The following is a 19,975-nucleotide window of genomic DNA, read 5'->3' as shown; positions in this document are numbered from 1 at the left end:
CAAATCAGTTGCATGAGTAATAAAGCGCGGCAGTATAAGGTTAGTTATATTTACCTATGTTGATCAAGATCATAAAACGCGGTTTTCTATTTTAGCTGATTGGCAAATTGGCTTACTGCATCAACCACTAGTTGTGCGCCTTTTTTAATGTCATTCATTACACTACCTGACTCAGTCGATAAATCGAGCCCCTCTTGCGCCTTGCTTTTACCTTGTTCAATGGCCGCGACTGTCGATTGAGTTAAGTTTTGGTTTTGTTGAACAACCTCTACAATTTCTTCAGTGGCTTTACTGGTTCTTGATGCTAAATGACGAACTTCATCAGCTACAACAGCAAAGCCACGACCTTGCTCACCTGCTCTTGCCGCTTCTATTGCAGCATTTAAGGCGAGTAAATTGGTTTGATCTGCGATACTACTGATACTTTGCACTATACTAGCTATTAATTGTGATTGCTTATCTAAGGCTGATATTTCATCGCCGGCTTGCGCCATTTGCACCGCAAGTTCATTCATAACTTTAACCGTTTGCTCAATAACCGCTTCACCTTGTTTGGCCAAGCTTTCTGTTTCTGTTGAAGTGCTATAAGCAATATCGGCTGCTTGTGCAATAGCAAGCTCTCGCTCAACCTGTTCAGTAATCACTGTTGCAAACTTAACTACCTTATATAATTCATTATGTTCATTAAAAATAGGGTTATAAGACGCCTCTAACCAAACAGTACAGCCATGTCGATCAACTCTTTTAAAACGGTCGGCGACGTATTTCCCTGCTTTTAACTGCTGCCAAAATGCAGCATATTCAGCTGAAGTTGCTTCTTCAGGCTCACAAAACATTCGATGATGCTGCCCCAGAATTTCATTTTCTGAGTAACCCATTCCAGCTAAAAAATGTTCATTTGCTTTGAGCACAATGCCATCGGTATTAAACTCAATAACGGCCATAGAGCGATGTAACGCATTTATTAAGTCTTGATGCTCACGAGAAGATTCAATAGTACGAGTAAGCACTGTAGAGTGAAGTGTAAACTCAATTAAAACTTTATTTTCATCAAATATCGGTTGTAATATACTTCTCAACCACACCTGTTCACCACTAGCATTTACAAGTTGTAAGGCGCCTACCCAGTGCTCTTGTTTTTCAATTGCATTTTTTAATCCCTTAAAGTGAGCTGTGGTTTTAGCATTATCAGGAACAAAGTTAAATAATTCTTTATTAATCAGTTGCCCGTGAGAATACCCCAATGCAAGTTCAAAGTTTGTATTTTGATGGCTTATTCTACCTGTGCCGTCAATCTCCAGTACTAGCATCTCCTCATCTAAGCTTTTTTTAACTTGTTGTTGCCTAAATAGCTGACTTTTCATGTCATCAATTTGGCGTTGCAGTGCACGATTAAAAAACATACTTTCATCCTAATAAAGAAAGTTTACTAGCCCAAGAGAATATAAAAACTATAGTTTATACTTATCAAAATGTCTTTCAGACTCAAATAAGCTTTGTAGGTTAAAATTAAATGTGGCTGAGGTAGATGGCTTAGTTTTCAATCTACCATCACATCATTAAAACCAAACACAGCCTTATAAAGAGGTAAACTTAGTAAAAACAAAGATATAAATTATATTTACTGACGACAAGAAACAATAATAGTTTATCTATTGTTATTATAATTACCAGTTTTTAAAAACTTATTTTTTACATCATAAAATTGTCATTGAAGCCTTATTTAATAAAATTAGGAATTTTTCCATAAAGCGCGTATAATTCGCGCCCGTTAATATTCACACTTTTACTTAAAAATTATTGGAGCATAAAGATGGCTTTAGAGCGTACTTTCTCAATCGTAAAACCTGATGCAGTAGCTAAAAACCACATTGGCGCTATCTACAACCGTTTCGAAACTGCTGGCCTTAAAATCGTTGCAGCTAAAATGGTTCACCTTTCACAAGAGAAAGCTGAAGGTTTCTACGCTGAGCACAGCGAGCGTCCTTTCTTTGGTGCTTTAGTTTCTTTCATGACATCTGGCCCAGTAATGGTTACTGTTCTTGAAGGCGAAAACGCTGTTCTTAAAAACCGCGAAATCATGGGTGCTACTAACCCTGCTGAAGCACTAGCTGGTACTTTACGTGCAGACTACGCTGATAGCATCGACGAAAACGCTGTTCACGGTTCTGACGCTGTTGAATCTGCTGCTCGCGAAATCGCGTACTTCTTTGCTGACGAAGAGCTTTGCCCACGTACTCGTTAATTCGAACGCATTAAGCAAAATAAAAAGGGCTTTCGGGCCCTTTTTTAGTGATTAGCTAAGCAATTAACAATGTTTAGCTAATGACTAAACTGGTCGAATTGTGTACAATTCATCCCCGTAAATTTTATCACCACCGTCACTGATTGAGGTTGTTTCATGACCGAGCAAAAAAAGATTAACTTATTAGATTTAAACCGAGATGCAATGCGTGAGCTTTTTGTATCATTCGGTGAAAAGCCATTTCGTGGCGATCAGGTGATGAAATGGATTTATCATTTTGGCGTTGATAACTTCGACGACATGACCAACGTGAACAAAAAGCTCAAAGAAAAGCTTAAAAACGAATGTGAAATTGTTGCGCCTGAAATTTCAGTGCGCCAACAAGCGAGCGATGGCACTATCAAATATGCGCTAGTGCTTGAAGGCGGCCAAGAAGTAGAAGCTGTGTGGATCCCAGAAAAAGAACGTGCAACTTTGTGTGTATCATCACAAGTTGGCTGCGCATTAGAATGTACTTTCTGCTCAACAGCACAACAAGGCTTTAATCGTAACCTCAAAGTATCTGAGATTATCGGCCAAGTTTGGCGCGTAGCAAAAGATATCGGCCTTGATGGTAATAGCGAAAAACGCCCAGTCACCAACGTTGTGATGATGGGTATGGGTGAGCCATTACTCAACGTTAAAAACGTGGTCCCGGCGATGGAACTAATGATGGATGACTGGGGTTTTGGTTTATCGAAACGCCGCGTAACCTTGAGTACCTCGGGTGTGGTACCTGCACTTGATTTATTAAAAGAAAAAATCGACGTTGCGCTGGCAATTTCTCTGCATGCGCCAGATAACGCGCTGCGTGACATTTTAGTGCCTATTAATAAAAAGTACCCTATTGAAGAGTTTTTAGCGGCATGTCGTCGTTACATTGATGGCTCTAAAGCAAATAAAGACGTAACGATTGAATACGTAATGCTTAACGGCGTTAACGACAGCACTGATCAAGCCCACGAACTTGTTAAAACACTAAAAGGCACACCGTCTAAAGTAAACCTTATTCCGTTTAACCCGTTCCCAGGTAATGAATACACTCGTTCAAGTAACAGCCGTATCGACCGTTTCTCTAAGGTACTGCAAGCTGGCGGCATTACGTGTATTGTGCGCCGTACTCGAGGGGATGATATCGACGCAGCATGCGGCCAGTTAGCTGGCGATGTTGTAGACCGTACCAAACGTATGGCAAAGAAGAAAATGCGTGATGAAAACGCAATATCGGTAAATATCCAGTAAGCTTAAACGCCAAAAGCGCTTGTGTTTAATGCATTTAATTATAAAAAATTGATGCAACACAAGTGCTTTTCGGTAAGATAGGCGAATATGGATAATAATAAGAGATAAGGTAATGCGATCTTTACTTGCTGTAACGGCCAGTGTCATAGCGCTTAGTGGCTGTGTGACTGAAAACAGTTACGAAGGCAATGATAAGCCTGTTGTTGAAAATAAAATTAATAATACGGGAGCAGCTCGCACTCGCATTGCACTAGCATTAGAATATTTAAACACAGGTAACAGCTCGCAAGCAAAGTATAACCTCGAACGAGCCGCTACGTTTGCTCCCGACCTCCCTGAAGTCCACTACTCTTTTGCATATTATTATCAACAAGTAGGCGAAAATACGCTTGCCGACAATGCTTACCAAAAAGCGATAAAAATAAACCCAAATGACCCTAATACCCGTAATAATTACGGAGTATTTTTATGCGGTATAAATGAATACGATCGCGCCACTGAGCAACTATTAAAAGCAATCGAAATACCAAGCTATATTCGTGTTGCCGAAAGTTACGAGAATCTCGCATTATGTGCCATCGAGTTTGATGACTTTGACAATGCTGAGAGCTATTTTAGATCTGCTATAAATCATAGCTCAATGCGTGCTTCATCTTTAATAGGCTTATCTGCTTTGTACTACGCTAAAAGTGATTTGCACCGAGCCCAAGAAGTACTCAAACGCTTTGAAAAATCAGGACAAGTATCGTCTCGCTCTTTATTTTTAAGCTATTTAATTGAGCAGCGTATGGGCCATATTGAAAAAGCCGAAACCACCGCAGCAACAATTTTACAAACATACCCAACGTCTAACGAAGCAGTATTAATTCGCGAACAACAATTTAAGCGAAGTGAGTTTGAAATACTGCGTTTGCAATACCGTCAAGCAAAGTTAGATGAGTTAAAAGCTGACAGCCCACAGGGGGTTGTAAGCTCAGAACCTAAAATTCGTATTATAAAAAAGAAAAAAGCGCCAGTAGCCAAGGCGCAAACAACCAATAATCAAACTGCGGCTATGAGCACTAAAACACCTGTAGTAAACGAGCAAATAACCTCCAGCAGCGCGAATGTAGCTGCGAGCTTAGTCGGGAGTACTTCAGCTCTACAGCAAAATAACATTGCTACTAATTCAGAGGTCGCACAGCAACCGCTCACGAGCGAAACAGCGGCTAATATCCCCGCCGCTATCGATATAACTGCTGCCAAGGTCGACACCAGTGCAGTACTAAGCGCATTGACAGTAGCGAGTGTGTCGAAAACGACAGTACAGCCCTCAGCTAAAAACAATAATGAAGTAAACGATACCAAAGCGGTGATGTCTGCGTTAGCAATCAAGCCTGCACCAACGCAAAATACCAGCGCTAAAACAAAGCCTGCTACAGGGTTTTATACTTCAGAAGTTAAAACTCTGAACGTGTCAGCAACTCCCGTGCCTACGGTACATTTAGCAACACCAAAGAAAGAGACTCAAAACACGCTAACAGCAGCAAAACAAAAGCCTAATGACGGGGTCAAAATTGTGTCGTTTAGCTCACCGAACGCAGAGTCAAAACCAGCCCCGGGTAATACATCCGCGACCACATTTACAGCGAGCAGCACGCAGTTAAATGAAGACGAAAAAGTAGTGTTCTATCAGCCGACCAAAAATACTGCTGTTTTTGCAAATCAAAATAGTCGCTATGCCACAGTACCAGATATAAAGTTTAGCGATAATAGTTCGGGCAACCAAGCACCTATGCTTAATCCACAAATCCCACAACTGACTACGCCATACCATGTTTTACAAGATGGTGAAAACCTCTTTAGCATTTCGGTGCGATACAATGTTAAACTACAAAAATTACTCCAATGGAATGGCTTAAGAGAATCTGATCGGGTGGTCAATGGGACTAAGATTTACCTTAATGACCCCAATATTTATTATAAAATAAACGCGGGTGATACTTTATATAGTATTGCCACTGAGCGTCGCTTGTTAATTGATCAGTTAATGCGATGGAATAAATTAAGCCCAGATGTCGCACTCAAACCTGGGCATAGACTATTACTAGTGGACCCTGAATCATACGCATTATGAATGATGAAAATACAGAATCAACAACGCAAAGCCTCGGTGAAACCTTAAAAAAAGGGCGAGAAGCTGCGAACGTTAGCCTTGAACAGCTAGCAAAAAAGTTAAAGTTATCGGTGTTGCAATTACAACGTCTAGAAAATGACGAACACCATTTGTTAGGCCCAGCCACGTTTGTTAAAGGGTATGCTAAAAGCTATTGTCGTGAATTTAATTTAGACACAGCGGCAATAATGGCTGCGTTTCCTAAGCAACAAGAAACATTTAAAAAAACCCAGATGCAGAGTTTTTCTAAACGCACAGAAAAAGAGGCACACGATAGCCGATTAATGCTCGTAAGTTATGTGATTTTAGCGATTGTTATTGGCTCATCTGCTTTGTGGTGGTGGCAAAACTCTACACCATTAAATGAGCAAGTGGTCACTCAATCTTTATCAGGATTTACTAACAACACTAGCTCAGAAAACACAACGTCTGAGCCCGTTAATATTGCAGTTCAAAACCAAACTGAATTAGCTGGTCCTGATGAACTAGCTGCTGAAACAGATCTTGATACCCAGCAGCAAGATTCACTTTCACAGCCGCAAGTATTAGAGCAAACAACAACTCAAGCTAAAAATGTACCTAAGCAAGCTAACAGAACGCAAACCCAACCTGAGAATACTGGGTTAAGTACAATAGTTATGCACTTCAACGAAGACAGCTGGGTAGAAATTCATGATGGTGAAGGTGAAAAAGTAGCCTTTGGTGTCAAAAAAGCTGGATATGAAATGACTGTAATAGGTAAAGCACCTTTTGCAGTGGTATTAGGAAAACACCAAGCTGTTGAAGTAACACTCAATGGCGAAAGCGTTGATATTTCGCACTTTCCAAAAAACCGTTTAGCCAAATTTAATTTACCGTTAGCAGAGTAGTCGCTATGTTTTCAGAATCTCCAATTAAACGCAGAAAATCAACCCGAATTAATGTCGGTAATGTTCCAATTGGTGACGGTGCACCAATAGCCGTGCAATCAATGACTAACACCGATACCATGGACGTTGATGCAACCGTGGCGCAAATCCAAGCTATTCAAGATGCAGGGGCTGATATTGTTCGCGTATCAGTGCCAACTATGGACGCCGCCGAAGCATTTAAAAGTATTAAAGAGCAAGTCACTATCCCATTGGTAACAGATATTCATTTTGATTATCGGATCGCCCTTAAAGTGGCGCAATATGGCGCAGATTGCTTGCGTATCAACCCGGGAAATATCGGCAGCGAAGAACGTATTCGCGCCGTGGTCGACTCTGCACGTGAGCACAACATTCCAATTCGTATTGGCGTAAATGGCGGCTCACTTGAGCGTGATTTGCAAGAAAAATACGGCGAGCCAACACCTGAAGCGTTGCTTGAATCAGCCATGCGCCACGTTGAAATTTTACAACGTTTGGACTTTGATCAATTTAAAATATCGGTAAAAGCGTCTGATGTATTTTTAGCTGTTGGCGCATACCGCCTGCTTGCTAAAGAAATCGACCAACCGCTACATTTAGGTATCACCGAAGCTGGGGGCATGCGTTCAGGCTCAGTAAAATCGGCGGTGGGTCTTGGTATGTTACTCGCAGAAGGTATTGGTGATACATTACGCGTGTCACTGGCAGCTGATCCAGTACAAGAAATAAAAGTGGGCTTTGACATTCTAAAGTCATTACGTATACGCTCTCGCGGTATTAACTTTATTGCATGTCCTAGCTGTTCTCGCCAAGAGTTTGATGTAGTTAGCACCATGAATCAGCTAGAAGAGCGTCTTGAAGATATTATTGAGCCGGTTTCAGTTTCAGTCATCGGCTGTGTCGTTAATGGGCCAGGCGAAGCGTTAGTTAGTGACATTGGCTTAGCGGGTGCAAACCGCCGCTCTGGGCTTTATATTAATGGCGAACGTCAAAAGGCACGTATCGACAATAATAATATTGTTGATCAACTTGAAGGTTACGTGCGTGATTTTATTGCACAAAAAGAGCAACAAACACCTATCGACATTAAAATCGTCGAATAAAGTTAATATAGTCGGCAAACTGGGTGGTTTGCCGCACGCATGCCAGCTATAATAGCGGGTCAATTTTTAGTATTTTTGTTGTGGCAGTTCTGTGCACAATACAGTTTTAGGATTTATCAGTGGCAAAACAAATTCAGGCAATACGTGGAATGAACGATTGTCTGCCGGGCGATACCCAAGTTTGGCAGAAAGTAGAAAACATCTTACGCGAGACAGTATCATCGTTCGGTTATCAAGAAATTCGTTTTCCAATTGTAGAATCAACCGACCTTTTCAAGCGCTCTATTGGTGAAGTCACTGATATCGTAGAAAAAGAAATGTACACCTTTGCTGATCATAATGGCGACAGCTTAACCCTTCGCCCTGAAGGTACGGCTGTTTGTGTGCGTGCTGGCAACCAGAACGGTTTACTGTACAACCAAGAGCAACGCCTTTGGTATATGGGCCCGATGTTTCGCCACGAACGCCCACAAAAAGGCCGTTACCGTCAATTTCACCAGTTTGGTTTAGAAACATTTGGCATTGCAACAGCCGACATCGACGCAGAAGTTATTTTACTGACTGCGCAACTATGGCAGCAATTTGGTATCAGTGAACATGTGCGCTTAGAACTTAATTCACTTGGCTCAAACGAAGCTCGCGCAGAATATCGCGAAGCACTGATCAGCTATTTAGAGCAGCATGTTGATGTGCTAGATGAAGATTCAAAACGCCGCATGCATTCAAACCCACTGCGCGTTTTAGACAGTAAAAACCCAGACGTGCAAGCTATTTTAGTGGATGCGCCAAAGTTATCTGAACATTTAGATGCTGAATCAAAAGAACATTTTGCAAATTTATGTGAACGTTTAGACGCAGCTGGCGTCATATACACGGTTAATGAACGACTCGTACGTGGTCTTGACTACTATAACCGCACTGTATTTGAGTGGGTTACTGATAGCTTAGGCGCGCAAGGTACAGTGTGTGCCGGTGGCCGTTATGATGGTTTAGTTGAACAACTGGGTGGTAAATCATCTCCCGCTGTTGGCTTTGCTATGGGCCTTGAACGTTTAGTGTTACTGTTACAAGCCTTAGAATGTGTAGGTGACATTCGCCGTAGTGCTGATGTATATTTGGCTGCAATGGGCGATAAAGCCAGTATTCAAGCACCTATTATAGCGGCTAAATTACGTGCTGACGTACCAGGGCTAAGAGTTATGGTTCACGCTGGCGGTGGTAACTTTAAAAAACAACTAAAGCGTGCAGATAAAAGCGATGCCGTTGTTGCACTGATTATCGGTGAAGACGAATTAGAACAAGGCGTAGTGACTGTTAAGTATTTACGTGAACGTAAAGAGCAAGTCACCTTAGAATTAGAACAAGTTAAAACGCTTTTAGCTGAGTTAGTACAAAGCTAAAACACTCGAGGTAAGAATGGATATTTATTCAACAGAAGAACAACAAGCAGAAGCAATTAAACGATTTTTCCGTGAAAATGGCGTATCTCTAGCATTAGGCGTAGTGATCGGTTTAGGTGGCCTTTATGGTTGGAAAGCGTATAACCAAAATCAAATCACGACCGCTGAAAGTGCCTCTGATGCCTACACTACACTAGTTGAAAGTGGCGAAGTGTTAGGTGCGGCAGATACCTTTATCGACGAAAATAAAGACACAAATTACAGTGTATTAGCTGCATTTGTTGCAGCTAAAGAAGCCGTCGAAAAAGACCAACTTGATGTTGCCAGCGAAAAACTAAGCTGGATTGTAGCTAACGTAAACAATGGTGACCTAAAAGCCACAGCAACAACACGGTTAGCGCGCGTACAAATTGCACAACAGCAATATGATGAAGCACTCAATACTTTAAGTGCGCCTCTTGAAGACACATTTACAGCAACAGTGTCTGAGATCAAAGGTGATATTCACTTTGCACAAGGTAACACAGACCAAGCACGTACTGCCTATCAAGCAGCAGCGGATGCTGGCGGTCTTGAAAATAACCCATTATTGCAAATCAAACTTGATGACCTAGCAGTAACTAGCCCAGCGGCATAAGGGGTTACAATGAAAAAGTTAACAGCGGCAAGTATCGCACTTTGTATGGCAACCCTAATGGGTTGTTCATCTAGTGATGATGAAGAAGAATTAGTATTGCCTGAAATCGTTAATCAATTTGAGACTGACGTAGTTTGGCAAGAAAGCATTGGTGACGGCGTTGAGCATTACTTCTCGCGCTTAACACCTGCTATTTATAAAGATCGTGTTTTTGTAGCCAGTCGTGATGGCGATATTGAAGCGCTATCTCTTGAAAATGGTGACACGATCTGGGAAACCGACATTCGTGAAAACTCAACGTTTTGGCCATGGGAAGCTGATATCAGCGCTAAATTATCCGGTGGTATTTTACAAGCCTATGGTAAACTATTCATTGGTTCAGAGCACGGCTACCTAGTTGCCCTTGACCGTGAGACCGGTGACATTGCTTGGCGTAAAAAAGTGCCCGGTGAGGTACTTGCATCGCCAGCAGCCGGTGATGGTTTAATTTTTGTAAACCTAGGCTCAGGCAAACTATTAGCACTTCACCCTGATACAGGCGAAGAGCGCTGGAGCCATGAACAAGAAGTACCGCCTTTAACTTTACGTGGGCAAAGCTCACCAACCGTTGCTAACGGTGGGGTATTGGTTGGCCTTGAAACAGGCAAATTAAGCGTATTAATTTCTGATAGCGGTTACTCTGCGTGGAGCGCTGAAATCGCAACACCAAAAGGTTCATCAGAATTTGAGCGCTTGGTTGATGTAGACACACGCCCAGTAGTTAGCGGCCCATATGCTTACGCTATTGCCTATAATGGTAACTTAGCAGCCGTTGATATTCGTTCAGGTAATGTTGTCTGGAAACGTGAATACAGCAGCTATCGTGAAATTTCGATGGATGCGCAAACCATTTATGTCGTTGATAGTGACGGTGTTGTTTACGCATTAGATAAAACCTCTGGCATTGAACGCTGGAGTCAACCAGCCCTTCGTGGTTGGTATTTAACAGGGCCTGCGGTAGCAGGGAATTATTTAGCCTTAGGTGACCAAGAAGGTAACTTACACTGGTTAAATAAAGAATCAGGCGAACTTGTATCGCGTGAAGACTTCGACAGTTCAGGCTTTTTTATTGAGCCAATTGTTGCAGACGACAAACTGATTTTATACACCCGAGATGGTGAAGTTAGCGCGGTAAATATACCTAACTAACTTGCTAATACTAAATGTATTTTTATAAGGCTTCGCACTGCGAAGCCTTTTGTTGTTTTTTAAAGAGGTAGTTTATGCTTCCCGTGATCGCTCTAGTTGGGCGACCCAATGTGGGCAAATCCACATTATTTAACCGTTTAACACGTACTCGTGATGCACTCGTTGCCGATTTTCCAGGCTTAACACGAGATAGAAAATATGGCCAAGCTAATTACGATGGCTATGAATTTATCGTGGTAGACACGGGTGGTATTGATGGCTCTGAAGAAGGCATTGAAACCGAAATGGCCGATCAATCGTTACTCGCGATTGAAGAAGCTGATATCGTTTTATTCTTAGTTGATGCGCGTGTTGGTATGACGGTTGCTGATCAAGCAATCGCTAATCACTTACGTAAGCAAGAAAAGAAAAGCTTTGTTGTTGCCAATAAAACTGACGGTATTGATGCCGACTCAAACTGTGCTGAGTTTTATCAACTATCATTAGGCGAAGTACATCATATTGCTGCGGCACATGGTCGTGGTATCACTTTGCTACTTGAACAAACGTTGCAGCCTGTTATTGCTCAGCTTAGTGCCGAGAATGATGACGGCACTGACAGTGACGACGAGCTCGTTGATTTATATTCAGAAGAAGACGGTGAAACAGATCAACAAGCATTCGCTGATAAGCCTGTAAAGCTAGCCATTATTGGTCGCCCTAACGTAGGTAAGTCAACACTGACTAACCGCATACTGGGTGAAGAACGTGTTATTGTTTATGATATGCCGGGCACAACCCGCGACTCCATTTACATACCTATGACACGTAACGATAAAGAATACGTGTTAATCGACACCGCAGGTGTTCGTAAGCGTAAAAAAGTCAGTGATGTCGTTGAAAAATTCTCAGTGATCAAAACCTTGCAAGCAATTGAAGACTCTAATGTAGTATTGATTGTGGTTGATGCGCGCGAAGGGATTTCAGATCAAGATTTAAGCTTACTCGGCTTTGCACTTAACTCAGGTCGTTCATTAGTGATTGCCGTAAACAAATGGGATGGTCTTGATGATTATGTGAAAGATCGCATTAAATCAGAGCTTGATCGCCGTTTGGGCTTTATCGACTTTGCACGTCTGCACTTTATCTCTGCACTGCATGGTACAGGTGTTGGTCATTTGTTTGAGTCAATTGACGAAGCTTATGAATCAGCAACTAAGCGTATTAGCACCGCTATGCTGCGCCGCATCATGGACATGGCACAAGCTGATCACCAGCCACCACTGGTTCGTGGTCGCCGCGTTAAGCTTAAATATGCCCATGCCGGTGGTTATAACCCACCGCGTATCGTCATTCACGGTAACCAAGTTCACGACTTACCAGATAGCTATAAACGCTACTTAATGAATTACTACCGTAAAGCATTAAAAATCATGGGCACACCAATCAAAATTGAATTTAGAGAAGGCGACAACCCATTTGCAGGACGTACTAACAAAGTAACGCTTTCACAAAAACGTAAGATCCGCGCGTTTAGTAAAGAAAACCGTAATAAATAATATTAGGCCCTAGAACCTAGGTTCTAGGGCCTAATTGGCTATATCTCCACTCATGTGCTTTATTTATAGAATGAAATAGCACAGAGAGCTATATATGGAATTTGTTGGTCAGGTTATCTATGTTGATAACGTGGAAGAAACATTAGACTTTTATTATCAAGGGTTTGGTTTTATTACTTTTTCGTTAAGTGATAATGCGGAATACGGTGAGTTGTCTACTGGTAATGTAAAAATAGCGTTTGCTAATCACCCCTATGCGCAAGCGCACTTTAAACAAGGGTATATTCGCGCACACCCAAAACAACCTGCGCTTGGTTTTGAGTTACGTTTTAACTGTACTAATCTAAGTGAAAGCTACGATAAAGCCGTACTCGCAGGAGCTGAACCGCTTTGCCCACCGAACCAAAAAGGCTCACAAACCTATGCCTATGTGCGCGCTATTGAAGGCACTTTGATTTGCCTGTATCAGGACTAAGCTTACGATATTCATTGAAATAACACGAAAGTTTAACTGAGTAGACATATTAGAAACACAGATTTGTCATCAAACTTCATTATCTTAGCGGTAATTTAAATAAGGAGATAATGATGAATACTTTACTACTTACAATGATGCTATTAAGCCCAAATCACACCACAATCGAAAACGAAATAAAACAACAAACAGCCCAAGTTGTCTCTGTTATCCAGCTAGAAAATAAAGCGCAAATTAAAAAGCAGATCGCCAATACGCTTGAATCAATGGAACTAAAATTACCAGTTGTGATTGATGAGCAAACACTGGCAAAAAATGTATCGCCTGCTACGCAACTTAGCCAAGACTAAGCTTCGTAGCTTTATTTATACTTATCTTAAATTACTCACCAGACAAGGCTTTTTCAATTAAAGGCACTAAAGGCGCTGGTAGAGTTATATGACCGGCCAATACAAAATCGTGCGCCTGAGGCGACATTTTTTGCCATGTGCGCTGTAAAATACCTATCCATTTTTGCTCGTCGTAATCAGGTTTTGATTGCGCAAACGCCAGCATGTAATGCTCAATAAACACTAAACTTGCGATATCTTCAACTAATTGGCTATCAGGGTTACGTTTTATCTGTTTTTTTGCAACCGCATTGTATACACGCTCACATGCTTGCTTTTCATAGCCAGCTTGCTGCATTAGCTCAACAACTCGACCTGCATGGAACTCATACAGCGCACTGCGCCACTGATGATACCCTTGTTTATTCATAGGAAAGTCACTACGTGGTGATCTCCACCGTTCAATATGTTGACCACGAACCGCAATGTGCATTAGCTCATCGGCCTCTGGCGCAAAGCGATTTAGCATCTGAGTCATGCGCAGAGCATAAACATGCTCTTTAGCTTGCTTTTGCTCGTCTAATAGCTCGTGATTTGGATCTTGCTTATTTGCTTTATCTATTGATGTAATAACTTGCTCAAACATGACGGACTCTTGTTTTTTATTAATAGCATTATTTTAATCAGCCTGAAAACAGATAGCCAGCTGAATAACAATGATGTTGATTATGACAATGACGCTTAAACCTAAAATTGAACCATTTATGAAAAGCTAAGCACACTTTTCTAAATCTAGGCCATTACAAACACAAGTGCTGTTATTAATTTTTAACAATATTTGGGTTAATTAGATCTTTAACAAGTGATTGTTTAGGCTTTTCGACCATCCGAGCCACTTCTTCTCCTTTATCCAACACTATGATAGTTGACGTATATTGCAAATTATACTGCTCGGCAATGCCTTGTGGATCTCGTTTATCGTACCCTACAGCGACAAGTTTTAAGCTGTTAACTTTTACGTTAGATTGATCCAGTAACTTAAGTAAACGTGGTACTTCACGCTGACTATCGTGACACCACGTTCCAAACAATACTAAAATATCTTTTCCAGCAAGAGTTTGCATCGCTTTTTCATCTGCCGTTGTTGGGCTGAAGCTTTCATATTCACTAGCAAATTTTGGATATTCATTGAGTAAATCAACTCCGCTAATATGACCGGTAAATGGCTTATTATCAGCCGCTAACGCCATAAAAGAGAGTAAACAAAGTGATAAGAGCAGTGTTATTCGTTTAAACATTACGATCTCTATAATTTATTTTTATCTGACTATACCCAAATCTGAGCGTATTACGAATGCTTTTGCACTGAGAAAATCACTAATCCTTAAATTGCGTGCTTAAATATGGCTTTTAGAGTAAACGATTCGTGGTTCATCTGCTTATAGTTACTATCTTCAGCTTGATGATCAAATTTTTGAAACTGTTTTTTATTTCACTATACCGCTCAGGCCATGCTTCTTTAGCAATACTGCGCATAACATCAACTAATTCATCTTTAATATAAGATTGATAGTCAGCCTTCATAAGTGAAATCTCTTATTGCTGTGTTGTGGATGTGGACTTCCCATAGTTTACTAGACCATTACAAGGCGTTACTTTTAGAATACCTTAAGTTTGCTTTTGGCATTCATCATAATGATGTACCTGGCGGGCTACTTACCTTCGGTAAAAAATTAACTCAACAGCAAATTGATGACGTGCACACACGGTATGCACTAGCAAAAGAACGACTTAAGATCCTCGATTTACTAGACTGGTGTTTTAAAGTATTCAAATAGCAAACTCCGTTGCTACGGAGTTCTTTGTATCTACTTCACTGTATAAAACGATCAAATAAAATACTAGTGACTATTGACAGAGTTAAGGCTCATATGTGTTATGCTGCATCAGCGATCTGCTCACAGTGTTCGACTGCTTCTCCCGGGGTGCCATCTTCCAAGTGACGAAACAATGTGCCCGATGCGCGTTGTCCGCTGCCTTTTGTCCACCATTCCAACTTTTCACCAACATAGCGCGCACCGCTTCCCGATACCGTGATTTTCATTTCTAAGACACGATTGTCGTAGTCTACGACGACTGTACTGTCCGTGAGATATGAAGCCATAATCGTTTTCCCGCTTTTGCACTGGTATGTAAAAGAAGCGCCTGAATTTCTGGATTGCTCAGTGGGTTGGGTATCACCGGTCAATGATTGCACGCACGCGGACAGGAAAAGAATGAAAACAATAGATAAATAACGCATGGTATCTCGAACCTCCTTAAATTGCGGCATAATGAGCCTGTAGAATAACTCGTCTTTAATTTATTTTTATTGATTCATTAACCATAGCCGAGTTGCTATTTTGATTCAATCGGTTACTTCGATTTTACGTAAAATATAAAAAGTGCTTATTCTCATGACTTTGATCACCGATTCTCATCAACTTTGATCACGTGATTTATCATTTTTAAACTGCACTTGCCGCCCAGTTTTTATTGGTGGCTTTCGCATACATTGCTGTTGCAGTGGGCATACTTTGCAATCTTTTAAGTAACCGCAGAATCGCGTGTACTTTTGATTATGCCTCTTTACATTAACCCCGCTTCGCCACATGTCATTGCCTGCCGGGCAGTGGCAGGTTTGGGCTGCTTCATCATAATGAAAGTCGTCTGAGGTAAATAGCCGTGGCTTACCATTACGCCTTTTTAATCGGCGCTTTTCTTGCTCTGTTTCCTTTTTATTTATAGGAAGTTTTCACTCTCTTTAAACAACGTTTCGTTTTCTAAATTGGTTATCCGCAATGTAAGTATCAAAGCCACTTTTCGCCATGTATTCAAGGTTCGCTTCGCTATTAAACCCACTGTCTGCGGTGAACTTAATCGTGTGTTCGTCTGTTGATTTGTCGGTATTCAATTTATCGAGCTGCTGCTTTAATTGCTTAACCGCTGGCTGTAAGGTTTGTTGCTCACCCACCGAGCCCCACGCCTGTGCTTGCAGTATAATTTGATGTTTATCGTCATTTATCGCAATGCCGTTGTAGCCTTGGATTGTACCTTTTGACGTGGTCATTTTCGCACTATCGGGGTCGGTGATATTACTTTTAACAGGCTTGCCTTTGCTGCCTGTTTTTTCCTCGTGGGTCGCTAAGAATTCGGTGATTTTATCTGCACTTTTATCCAGCTTTTCTTTTTGTTTTAAATCCTGTGTTATTAACTCCTCGCCCAGCCCATCTTGCGATTGGTGACGCTCAATAATACGTTTACTCGCACGTTCTAGTTTTGCTTTTTTACGCCCTAGCTCATCGAATGTGCCGCTCCATTCTTTACTCGCATTTGACTTTAATTTGCAGCCATCAATGGCAAACATGTTGCGCCCTATCAAGCCTTCTTCATCACATATCATCAGTACTTGCGTGAACAGCGGTTCAATCTGCTCATGCATTTTAGCCACGAATCCCGCTATTGATGTGTAATGAGGTTGAATATCGCCCGACACACTCATGAACAAAATATTGTTCTCACAGGCCTTAGCTATTCGGCGGCTACTAATAAACCCATGAGCATAGCCAAGTAAAATAATTTTTAACATCACCGTGGGCGGATACGCCGCAGCGCCTGTTCTGTCGTTGTTATACCACGCGTCAAAGCCCGACAAGTCGAGTTTATTTTCGACAATATAACAAAGGGCTTATTCAAATGTTCCCGGCAATATTTGCTCAGCAAAATTGATGGGAATGAATTTATTTTGGCAGGATAAGTCAGGCTTGTAGTTGGCCATAACAATTTACCGTGAGTGAATAATATCTATTAGATCACAGTAACCCAGTGGATTCAAGGTTAAAAACAATCAAGTTAAATGTGTAGAATCAGTTCCTAAAAAGAGTAATTCTACAACCTCAACGCCGCATTCAGCGGCTTGCCCGCTGCAATGCTTTGTTATGTTTTATCTTCACACTAAAAATCATTTTTTCTTCAGCAGCTTAAAAGCAATTCCGCCTATTGTAATCACTATAGGAGTTGCCACCTCAATAATTTTCTTGATTTTGTGGGATTTGCTAGAAGCACAGGAAGGACAGAAATCGCTCTCGTCTTTCTGAAGCTCTCTTTCGCAGCTTTTACATTTCTGCATGTTTTTTCTCCATAAGCTCTGAGGGTTTGATTTCAATCTCGACAACATCTTCTTCAGAATGAATAAGGCTAGAAAACGAACTGGAATCAAAAGTTTTTCTATACTCAATAAACTGTTTCCAGCCATCTTCTGGGAAATGGCCATTAATTTTAGGCGCCAATCTAGAGCGAGTATATGCTATATCCACGCCCGCTTTTTCTATTTTGCTTAGCCCTTCGTCAACTGAACTTAAAGCCACCTCTCGCTCTTCGAGAAACAAATGGCATCTGGCCAAAGTTTGTAGAGCGCTTAAGCAGGCGGAAAATGACTCAACAGCCATTTTATGGCTTTCTTCAGCCTCTTTAGACTTGTCCCCAATCCAGTTATCAAAGAATGATAGCTTTTGTTCAGGAAGCTCGCTGATCTGTCTCGACAAGGCACTTACTGTTTTTTCAAATCCACGCGTCAACTCTGTTATTGCATGTAATGCCAATTGCTGTCGTTTTTCAGAATCATGCATTCCACAAGCTTGGCGAAATAGTGACTTTCCTGTTTCAATTTCTGCAAGACGGTCACCATGAAACTCTTTAAATATCTTGCCTACTTGCTCTTCAATGCGATTTAGCTGCATGGCTATGCTCACTAAAAGAACTTGTGCGCCAACCGCCTTTGCAACCTTTAACATCGAAGGTCCAATCTCCTGAAACTTCGCATGTTCAACAATTTTTCCATCTTTGTAAAACACGCCTTTCAGATTTCCCTGAGCATCCTTATACAGTTTGGCTCCTTCAGGAGCCAAAACAAGCTTGTAGACCGTATCCTGATTAAGCGAAGAAACGACTTCTGGAAGTCCGGTTATGCAGCGAAGTTCGGATACCAATGATTTTCTTCTTCGGGTAAATTCTTTCTTTTCACTATCTGAGAGTGATATCTCTTGTGATAGACTGATTGGGATTATCTCTTTACTCATGGCTCTTTCTCTCGATTTCAATCACTTCAATGAAGGGACGCCTAAACATAACGCCCGCATTTGCGGCTGGTTTGGGGCGCAGCGGAAAACCAGTCCGACAACATGCGTTTGTTAGTTTTCTTCTCTTCTCTCTTTCGGCACATAATTCCAGTGTTCTTCTTTATAAAGAGCTCCCATTAATGCGCTGAACTTCCCTATGCTAATTTTATCACTTTGAGCAATTTCAACGATAGCATCATCATATCCAGCCTCTGGTCTAGCTATCAAAATAAATGCTCCTTCACTAATTTTGTCTGGCTTCTGAAAGTAATCAGTCAGTGAGTAGGAATATTCATCCGATGCATGAAGGACGATATCTGAAAGTCCATCACTTCTCTTAATTAGATAAATGAAATCATCATCATTTTTAGGATGATCGATCCGTTGCCAAGATCGAACTTTGGTGTGGTTATCTAGAGCATTTTCTAGATACTTGGGTATTGTGTAATATAAATTTCTGCCCACCTCAAATAATCCTTTCTGTCTTAGCTAATTTGGCCTTAAAGGCGTCATATGAGCGTTTTTCTAATTCAGAATACACTTTTAAATGCAATTTCAGCCCCAGCTCTAGATAAAACATTTCCTTGAGTTTTTCATAGAAGCCAGCATCAACTTTGATATCTTCTACTTTTTTTGCTTTTGTTTTTATCAGTAAATCTACATCGGTAGTTTCCGCACCATATAAGGCGCTACCAAATATATAAGCGGCCTCTATGTTCGCTTTGTTTAGTTTGGATTTTTCAACAATCCAAGCTTTATACTTTTCTAAGTTATTTTTCCCAGGAGAACAATAGCTCAATATCAAATCTGAAAAAGCGATGGGAAATTGATTTTGTGAATAATCGAAGTTTGGATCTTCGCAGTGCTTCTTAAATGCCTGAACATGAGATTTCATTGCAGAAACAACTAACCCTTCACGTTTATTGAGCTTTTTAATTCTATTTAATATGCTCAATATACTGTCATTATTTGGAACAATTTGATCAAGCTTTAATTGCTCCCAAACCTCGTAATCGTGACGCAGCTCATCTGTGCTACCAGCACTTGTATTAGGTCCAAACGCCGTAAATATTCTTCGATTATCATCCATCAATGGTCGAATATCAGGAGCTGCTTTAGATAGCGTTTTGTATGTTTTGGATGGGCTTGTCTTATTGCTCAGCTGCTTTAATGTAAATAAAGCAACTGAAGACACGATCATAAAAGAACCAATAACTATAAATATGCTATCGATGCCCGAATTGAGTGAAAGCTTTATATACAAATCTTCTTTGATGATCTCTAAACTTGAGCCTAGCTGTATGACCCTCTGGTAACCTATAAGGGCTATTCCTGACGTCAACAACAACCATAAAAACTTAGTATCGAAATTAGGATTTAAAAAACGATTAAGTTTTTCTAAAAGAATACCCTTTATGGTCAAATTGTTACTCATAGCTTCCCTAGAAAACTAACATTTTAGTATTTATGCGACACGCAGTTTGTGTTGCATAATCGCTTGTTGGACTGAGGCGCTACCTGCTCGGTGTATAGAGTTGGTGTTGTTTATGCTATGGGAATTTGCTTTTTAGAGGCTCT

Annotated in this window: 21 protein-coding genes; 12 read left to right on the top strand and 9 right to left on the bottom strand. The window is 41.0% G+C overall.

Annotated features, from left to right (window positions below):
• Window positions 1-86 precede the first annotated feature (86 nt).
• On the bottom strand, window positions 87-1,403 hold the full coding sequence (locus QMA12_RS20945) for a PAS domain-containing methyl-accepting chemotaxis protein (RefSeq protein ID WP_290211375.1): 1,317 nt from the start codon (window positions 1,401-1,403) through the stop codon (window positions 87-89).
• Window positions 1,404-1,813: 410 nt separating this feature from the next.
• On the opposite strand from QMA12_RS20945, the gene ndk reads away from it, so the two are divergent.
• From ndk to QMA12_RS20890, 11 genes are all read left to right on the top strand, one after another.
• Complete coding sequence (gene ndk / locus QMA12_RS20940; protein WP_008111339.1) at window positions 1,814-2,245, top strand: nucleoside-diphosphate kinase; 432 nt, start codon at window positions 1,814-1,816, stop codon at window positions 2,243-2,245.
• 156 nt (window positions 2,246-2,401) lie between these two features.
• The gene (locus QMA12_RS20935) at window positions 2,402-3,526 is read left to right on the top strand and encodes a bifunctional tRNA (adenosine(37)-C2)-methyltransferase TrmG/ribosomal RNA large subunit methyltransferase RlmN (protein ID WP_290211374.1); all 1,125 of its coding nucleotides are present in this window, start codon (window positions 2,402-2,404) and stop codon (window positions 3,524-3,526) included.
• A 112-nt stretch (window positions 3,527-3,638) separates the two neighbouring features.
• The gene (gene pilW / locus QMA12_RS20930) at window positions 3,639-5,642 is read left to right on the top strand and encodes a type IV pilus biogenesis/stability protein PilW (RefSeq protein WP_290211373.1); all 2,004 of its coding nucleotides are present in this window, start codon (window positions 3,639-3,641) and stop codon (window positions 5,640-5,642) included.
• Entirely contained in the window at window positions 5,639-6,550 is a 912-nt protein-coding gene (locus QMA12_RS20925; RefSeq protein WP_290211372.1) for a RodZ domain-containing protein, read from the top strand. Before pilW ends, QMA12_RS20925 begins: the two co-directional genes overlap by 4 nt.
• A 5-nt stretch (window positions 6,551-6,555) precedes the next feature.
• Entirely contained in the window at window positions 6,556-7,674 is a 1,119-nt protein-coding gene (gene ispG / locus QMA12_RS20920; protein ID WP_087534315.1) for a flavodoxin-dependent (E)-4-hydroxy-3-methylbut-2-enyl-diphosphate synthase, read from the top strand.
• Window positions 7,675-7,793: 119 nt separating this feature from the next.
• Window positions 7,794-9,074, top strand: coding sequence for a histidine--tRNA ligase (hisS, locus tag QMA12_RS20915; protein WP_087534314.1), 1,281 nt, complete (start codon window positions 7,794-7,796; stop codon window positions 9,072-9,074).
• A 16-nt stretch (window positions 9,075-9,090) separates the two neighbouring features.
• Complete coding sequence (locus QMA12_RS20910) at window positions 9,091-9,711, top strand: tetratricopeptide repeat protein (protein ID WP_087534313.1); 621 nt, start codon at window positions 9,091-9,093, stop codon at window positions 9,709-9,711.
• A gap of 9 nt (window positions 9,712-9,720) precedes the next feature.
• The gene (bamB, locus tag QMA12_RS20905) at window positions 9,721-10,899 is read left to right on the top strand and encodes an outer membrane protein assembly factor BamB (protein WP_290211371.1); all 1,179 of its coding nucleotides are present in this window, start codon (window positions 9,721-9,723) and stop codon (window positions 10,897-10,899) included.
• A 74-nt stretch (window positions 10,900-10,973) separates the two neighbouring features.
• Window positions 10,974-12,437 (top strand): ribosome biogenesis GTPase Der, encoded by a 1,464-nt coding sequence (der, locus tag QMA12_RS20900; protein WP_087534311.1) that lies wholly within the window; start codon window positions 10,974-10,976, stop codon window positions 12,435-12,437.
• A gap of 94 nt (window positions 12,438-12,531) precedes the next feature.
• Window positions 12,532-12,912, top strand: coding sequence for a VOC family protein (locus tag QMA12_RS20895; RefSeq protein WP_290211370.1), 381 nt, complete (start codon window positions 12,532-12,534; stop codon window positions 12,910-12,912).
• A gap of 110 nt (window positions 12,913-13,022) precedes the next feature.
• Entirely contained in the window at window positions 13,023-13,262 is a 240-nt protein-coding gene (locus QMA12_RS20890) for a hypothetical protein (RefSeq protein WP_290211369.1), read from the top strand.
• A 31-nt stretch (window positions 13,263-13,293) separates the two neighbouring features.
• On the opposite strand, the gene QMA12_RS20885 is transcribed toward QMA12_RS20890, so the two are convergent.
• Window positions 13,294-13,887 carry a DUF4202 domain-containing protein gene (locus QMA12_RS20885; RefSeq protein ID WP_087534308.1) on the bottom strand — a complete coding sequence of 198 codons (594 nt, stop codon included), beginning with the start codon at window positions 13,885-13,887 and terminating at the stop codon, window positions 13,294-13,296.
• Between the two features lie 175 nt (window positions 13,888-14,062).
• Window positions 14,063-14,539, bottom strand: coding sequence for a thioredoxin family protein (locus tag QMA12_RS20880; RefSeq protein ID WP_087534307.1), 477 nt, complete (start codon window positions 14,537-14,539; stop codon window positions 14,063-14,065).
• Between the two features lie 288 nt (window positions 14,540-14,827).
• On the opposite strand from QMA12_RS20880, the gene QMA12_RS20875 reads away from it, so the two are divergent.
• Window positions 14,828-15,079, top strand: coding sequence for a hypothetical protein (locus QMA12_RS20875; protein ID WP_290211368.1), 252 nt, complete (start codon window positions 14,828-14,830; stop codon window positions 15,077-15,079).
• A gap of 98 nt (window positions 15,080-15,177) precedes the next feature.
• On the opposite strand, the gene QMA12_RS20870 is transcribed toward QMA12_RS20875, so the two are convergent.
• From QMA12_RS20870 to QMA12_RS20845, 6 genes are all read right to left on the bottom strand, one after another.
• A complete protein-coding gene (locus QMA12_RS20870) occupies window positions 15,178-15,573 on the bottom strand; it encodes an MliC family protein (RefSeq protein WP_290211367.1) in 396 nt (131 codons plus the stop codon).
• Between the two features lie 147 nt (window positions 15,574-15,720).
• Window positions 15,721-16,026, bottom strand: a complete 306-nt coding sequence (locus tag QMA12_RS20865) for a transposase (protein WP_290211380.1) — start codon at window positions 16,024-16,026, stop codon at window positions 15,721-15,723.
• An 18-nt stretch (window positions 16,027-16,044) separates the two neighbouring features.
• Complete coding sequence (locus QMA12_RS20860; protein ID WP_290211366.1) at window positions 16,045-16,935, bottom strand: transposase; 891 nt, start codon at window positions 16,933-16,935, stop codon at window positions 16,045-16,047.
• A gap of 460 nt (window positions 16,936-17,395) precedes the next feature.
• The gene (locus QMA12_RS20855) at window positions 17,396-18,358 is read right to left on the bottom strand and encodes a hypothetical protein (protein ID WP_290211365.1); all 963 of its coding nucleotides are present in this window, start codon (window positions 18,356-18,358) and stop codon (window positions 17,396-17,398) included.
• Window positions 18,359-18,469: 111 nt separating this feature from the next.
• Complete coding sequence (locus QMA12_RS20850; protein ID WP_290211364.1) at window positions 18,470-18,862, bottom strand: hypothetical protein; 393 nt, start codon at window positions 18,860-18,862, stop codon at window positions 18,470-18,472.
• A gap of 1 nt (window position 18,863) precedes the next feature.
• Window positions 18,864-19,832, bottom strand: a complete 969-nt coding sequence (locus QMA12_RS20845; RefSeq protein WP_290211363.1) for a nucleotidyltransferase domain-containing protein — start codon at window positions 19,830-19,832, stop codon at window positions 18,864-18,866.
• Between the last annotated feature and the right edge of the window lie 143 nt (window positions 19,833-19,975).

This window comes from Pseudoalteromonas sp. APC 3893 (assembly GCF_030408095.1).
Classification (GTDB): domain Bacteria; phylum Pseudomonadota; class Gammaproteobacteria; order Enterobacterales; family Alteromonadaceae; genus Pseudoalteromonas.
This window is presented reverse-complemented; position numbering and strand designations above follow the sequence as displayed.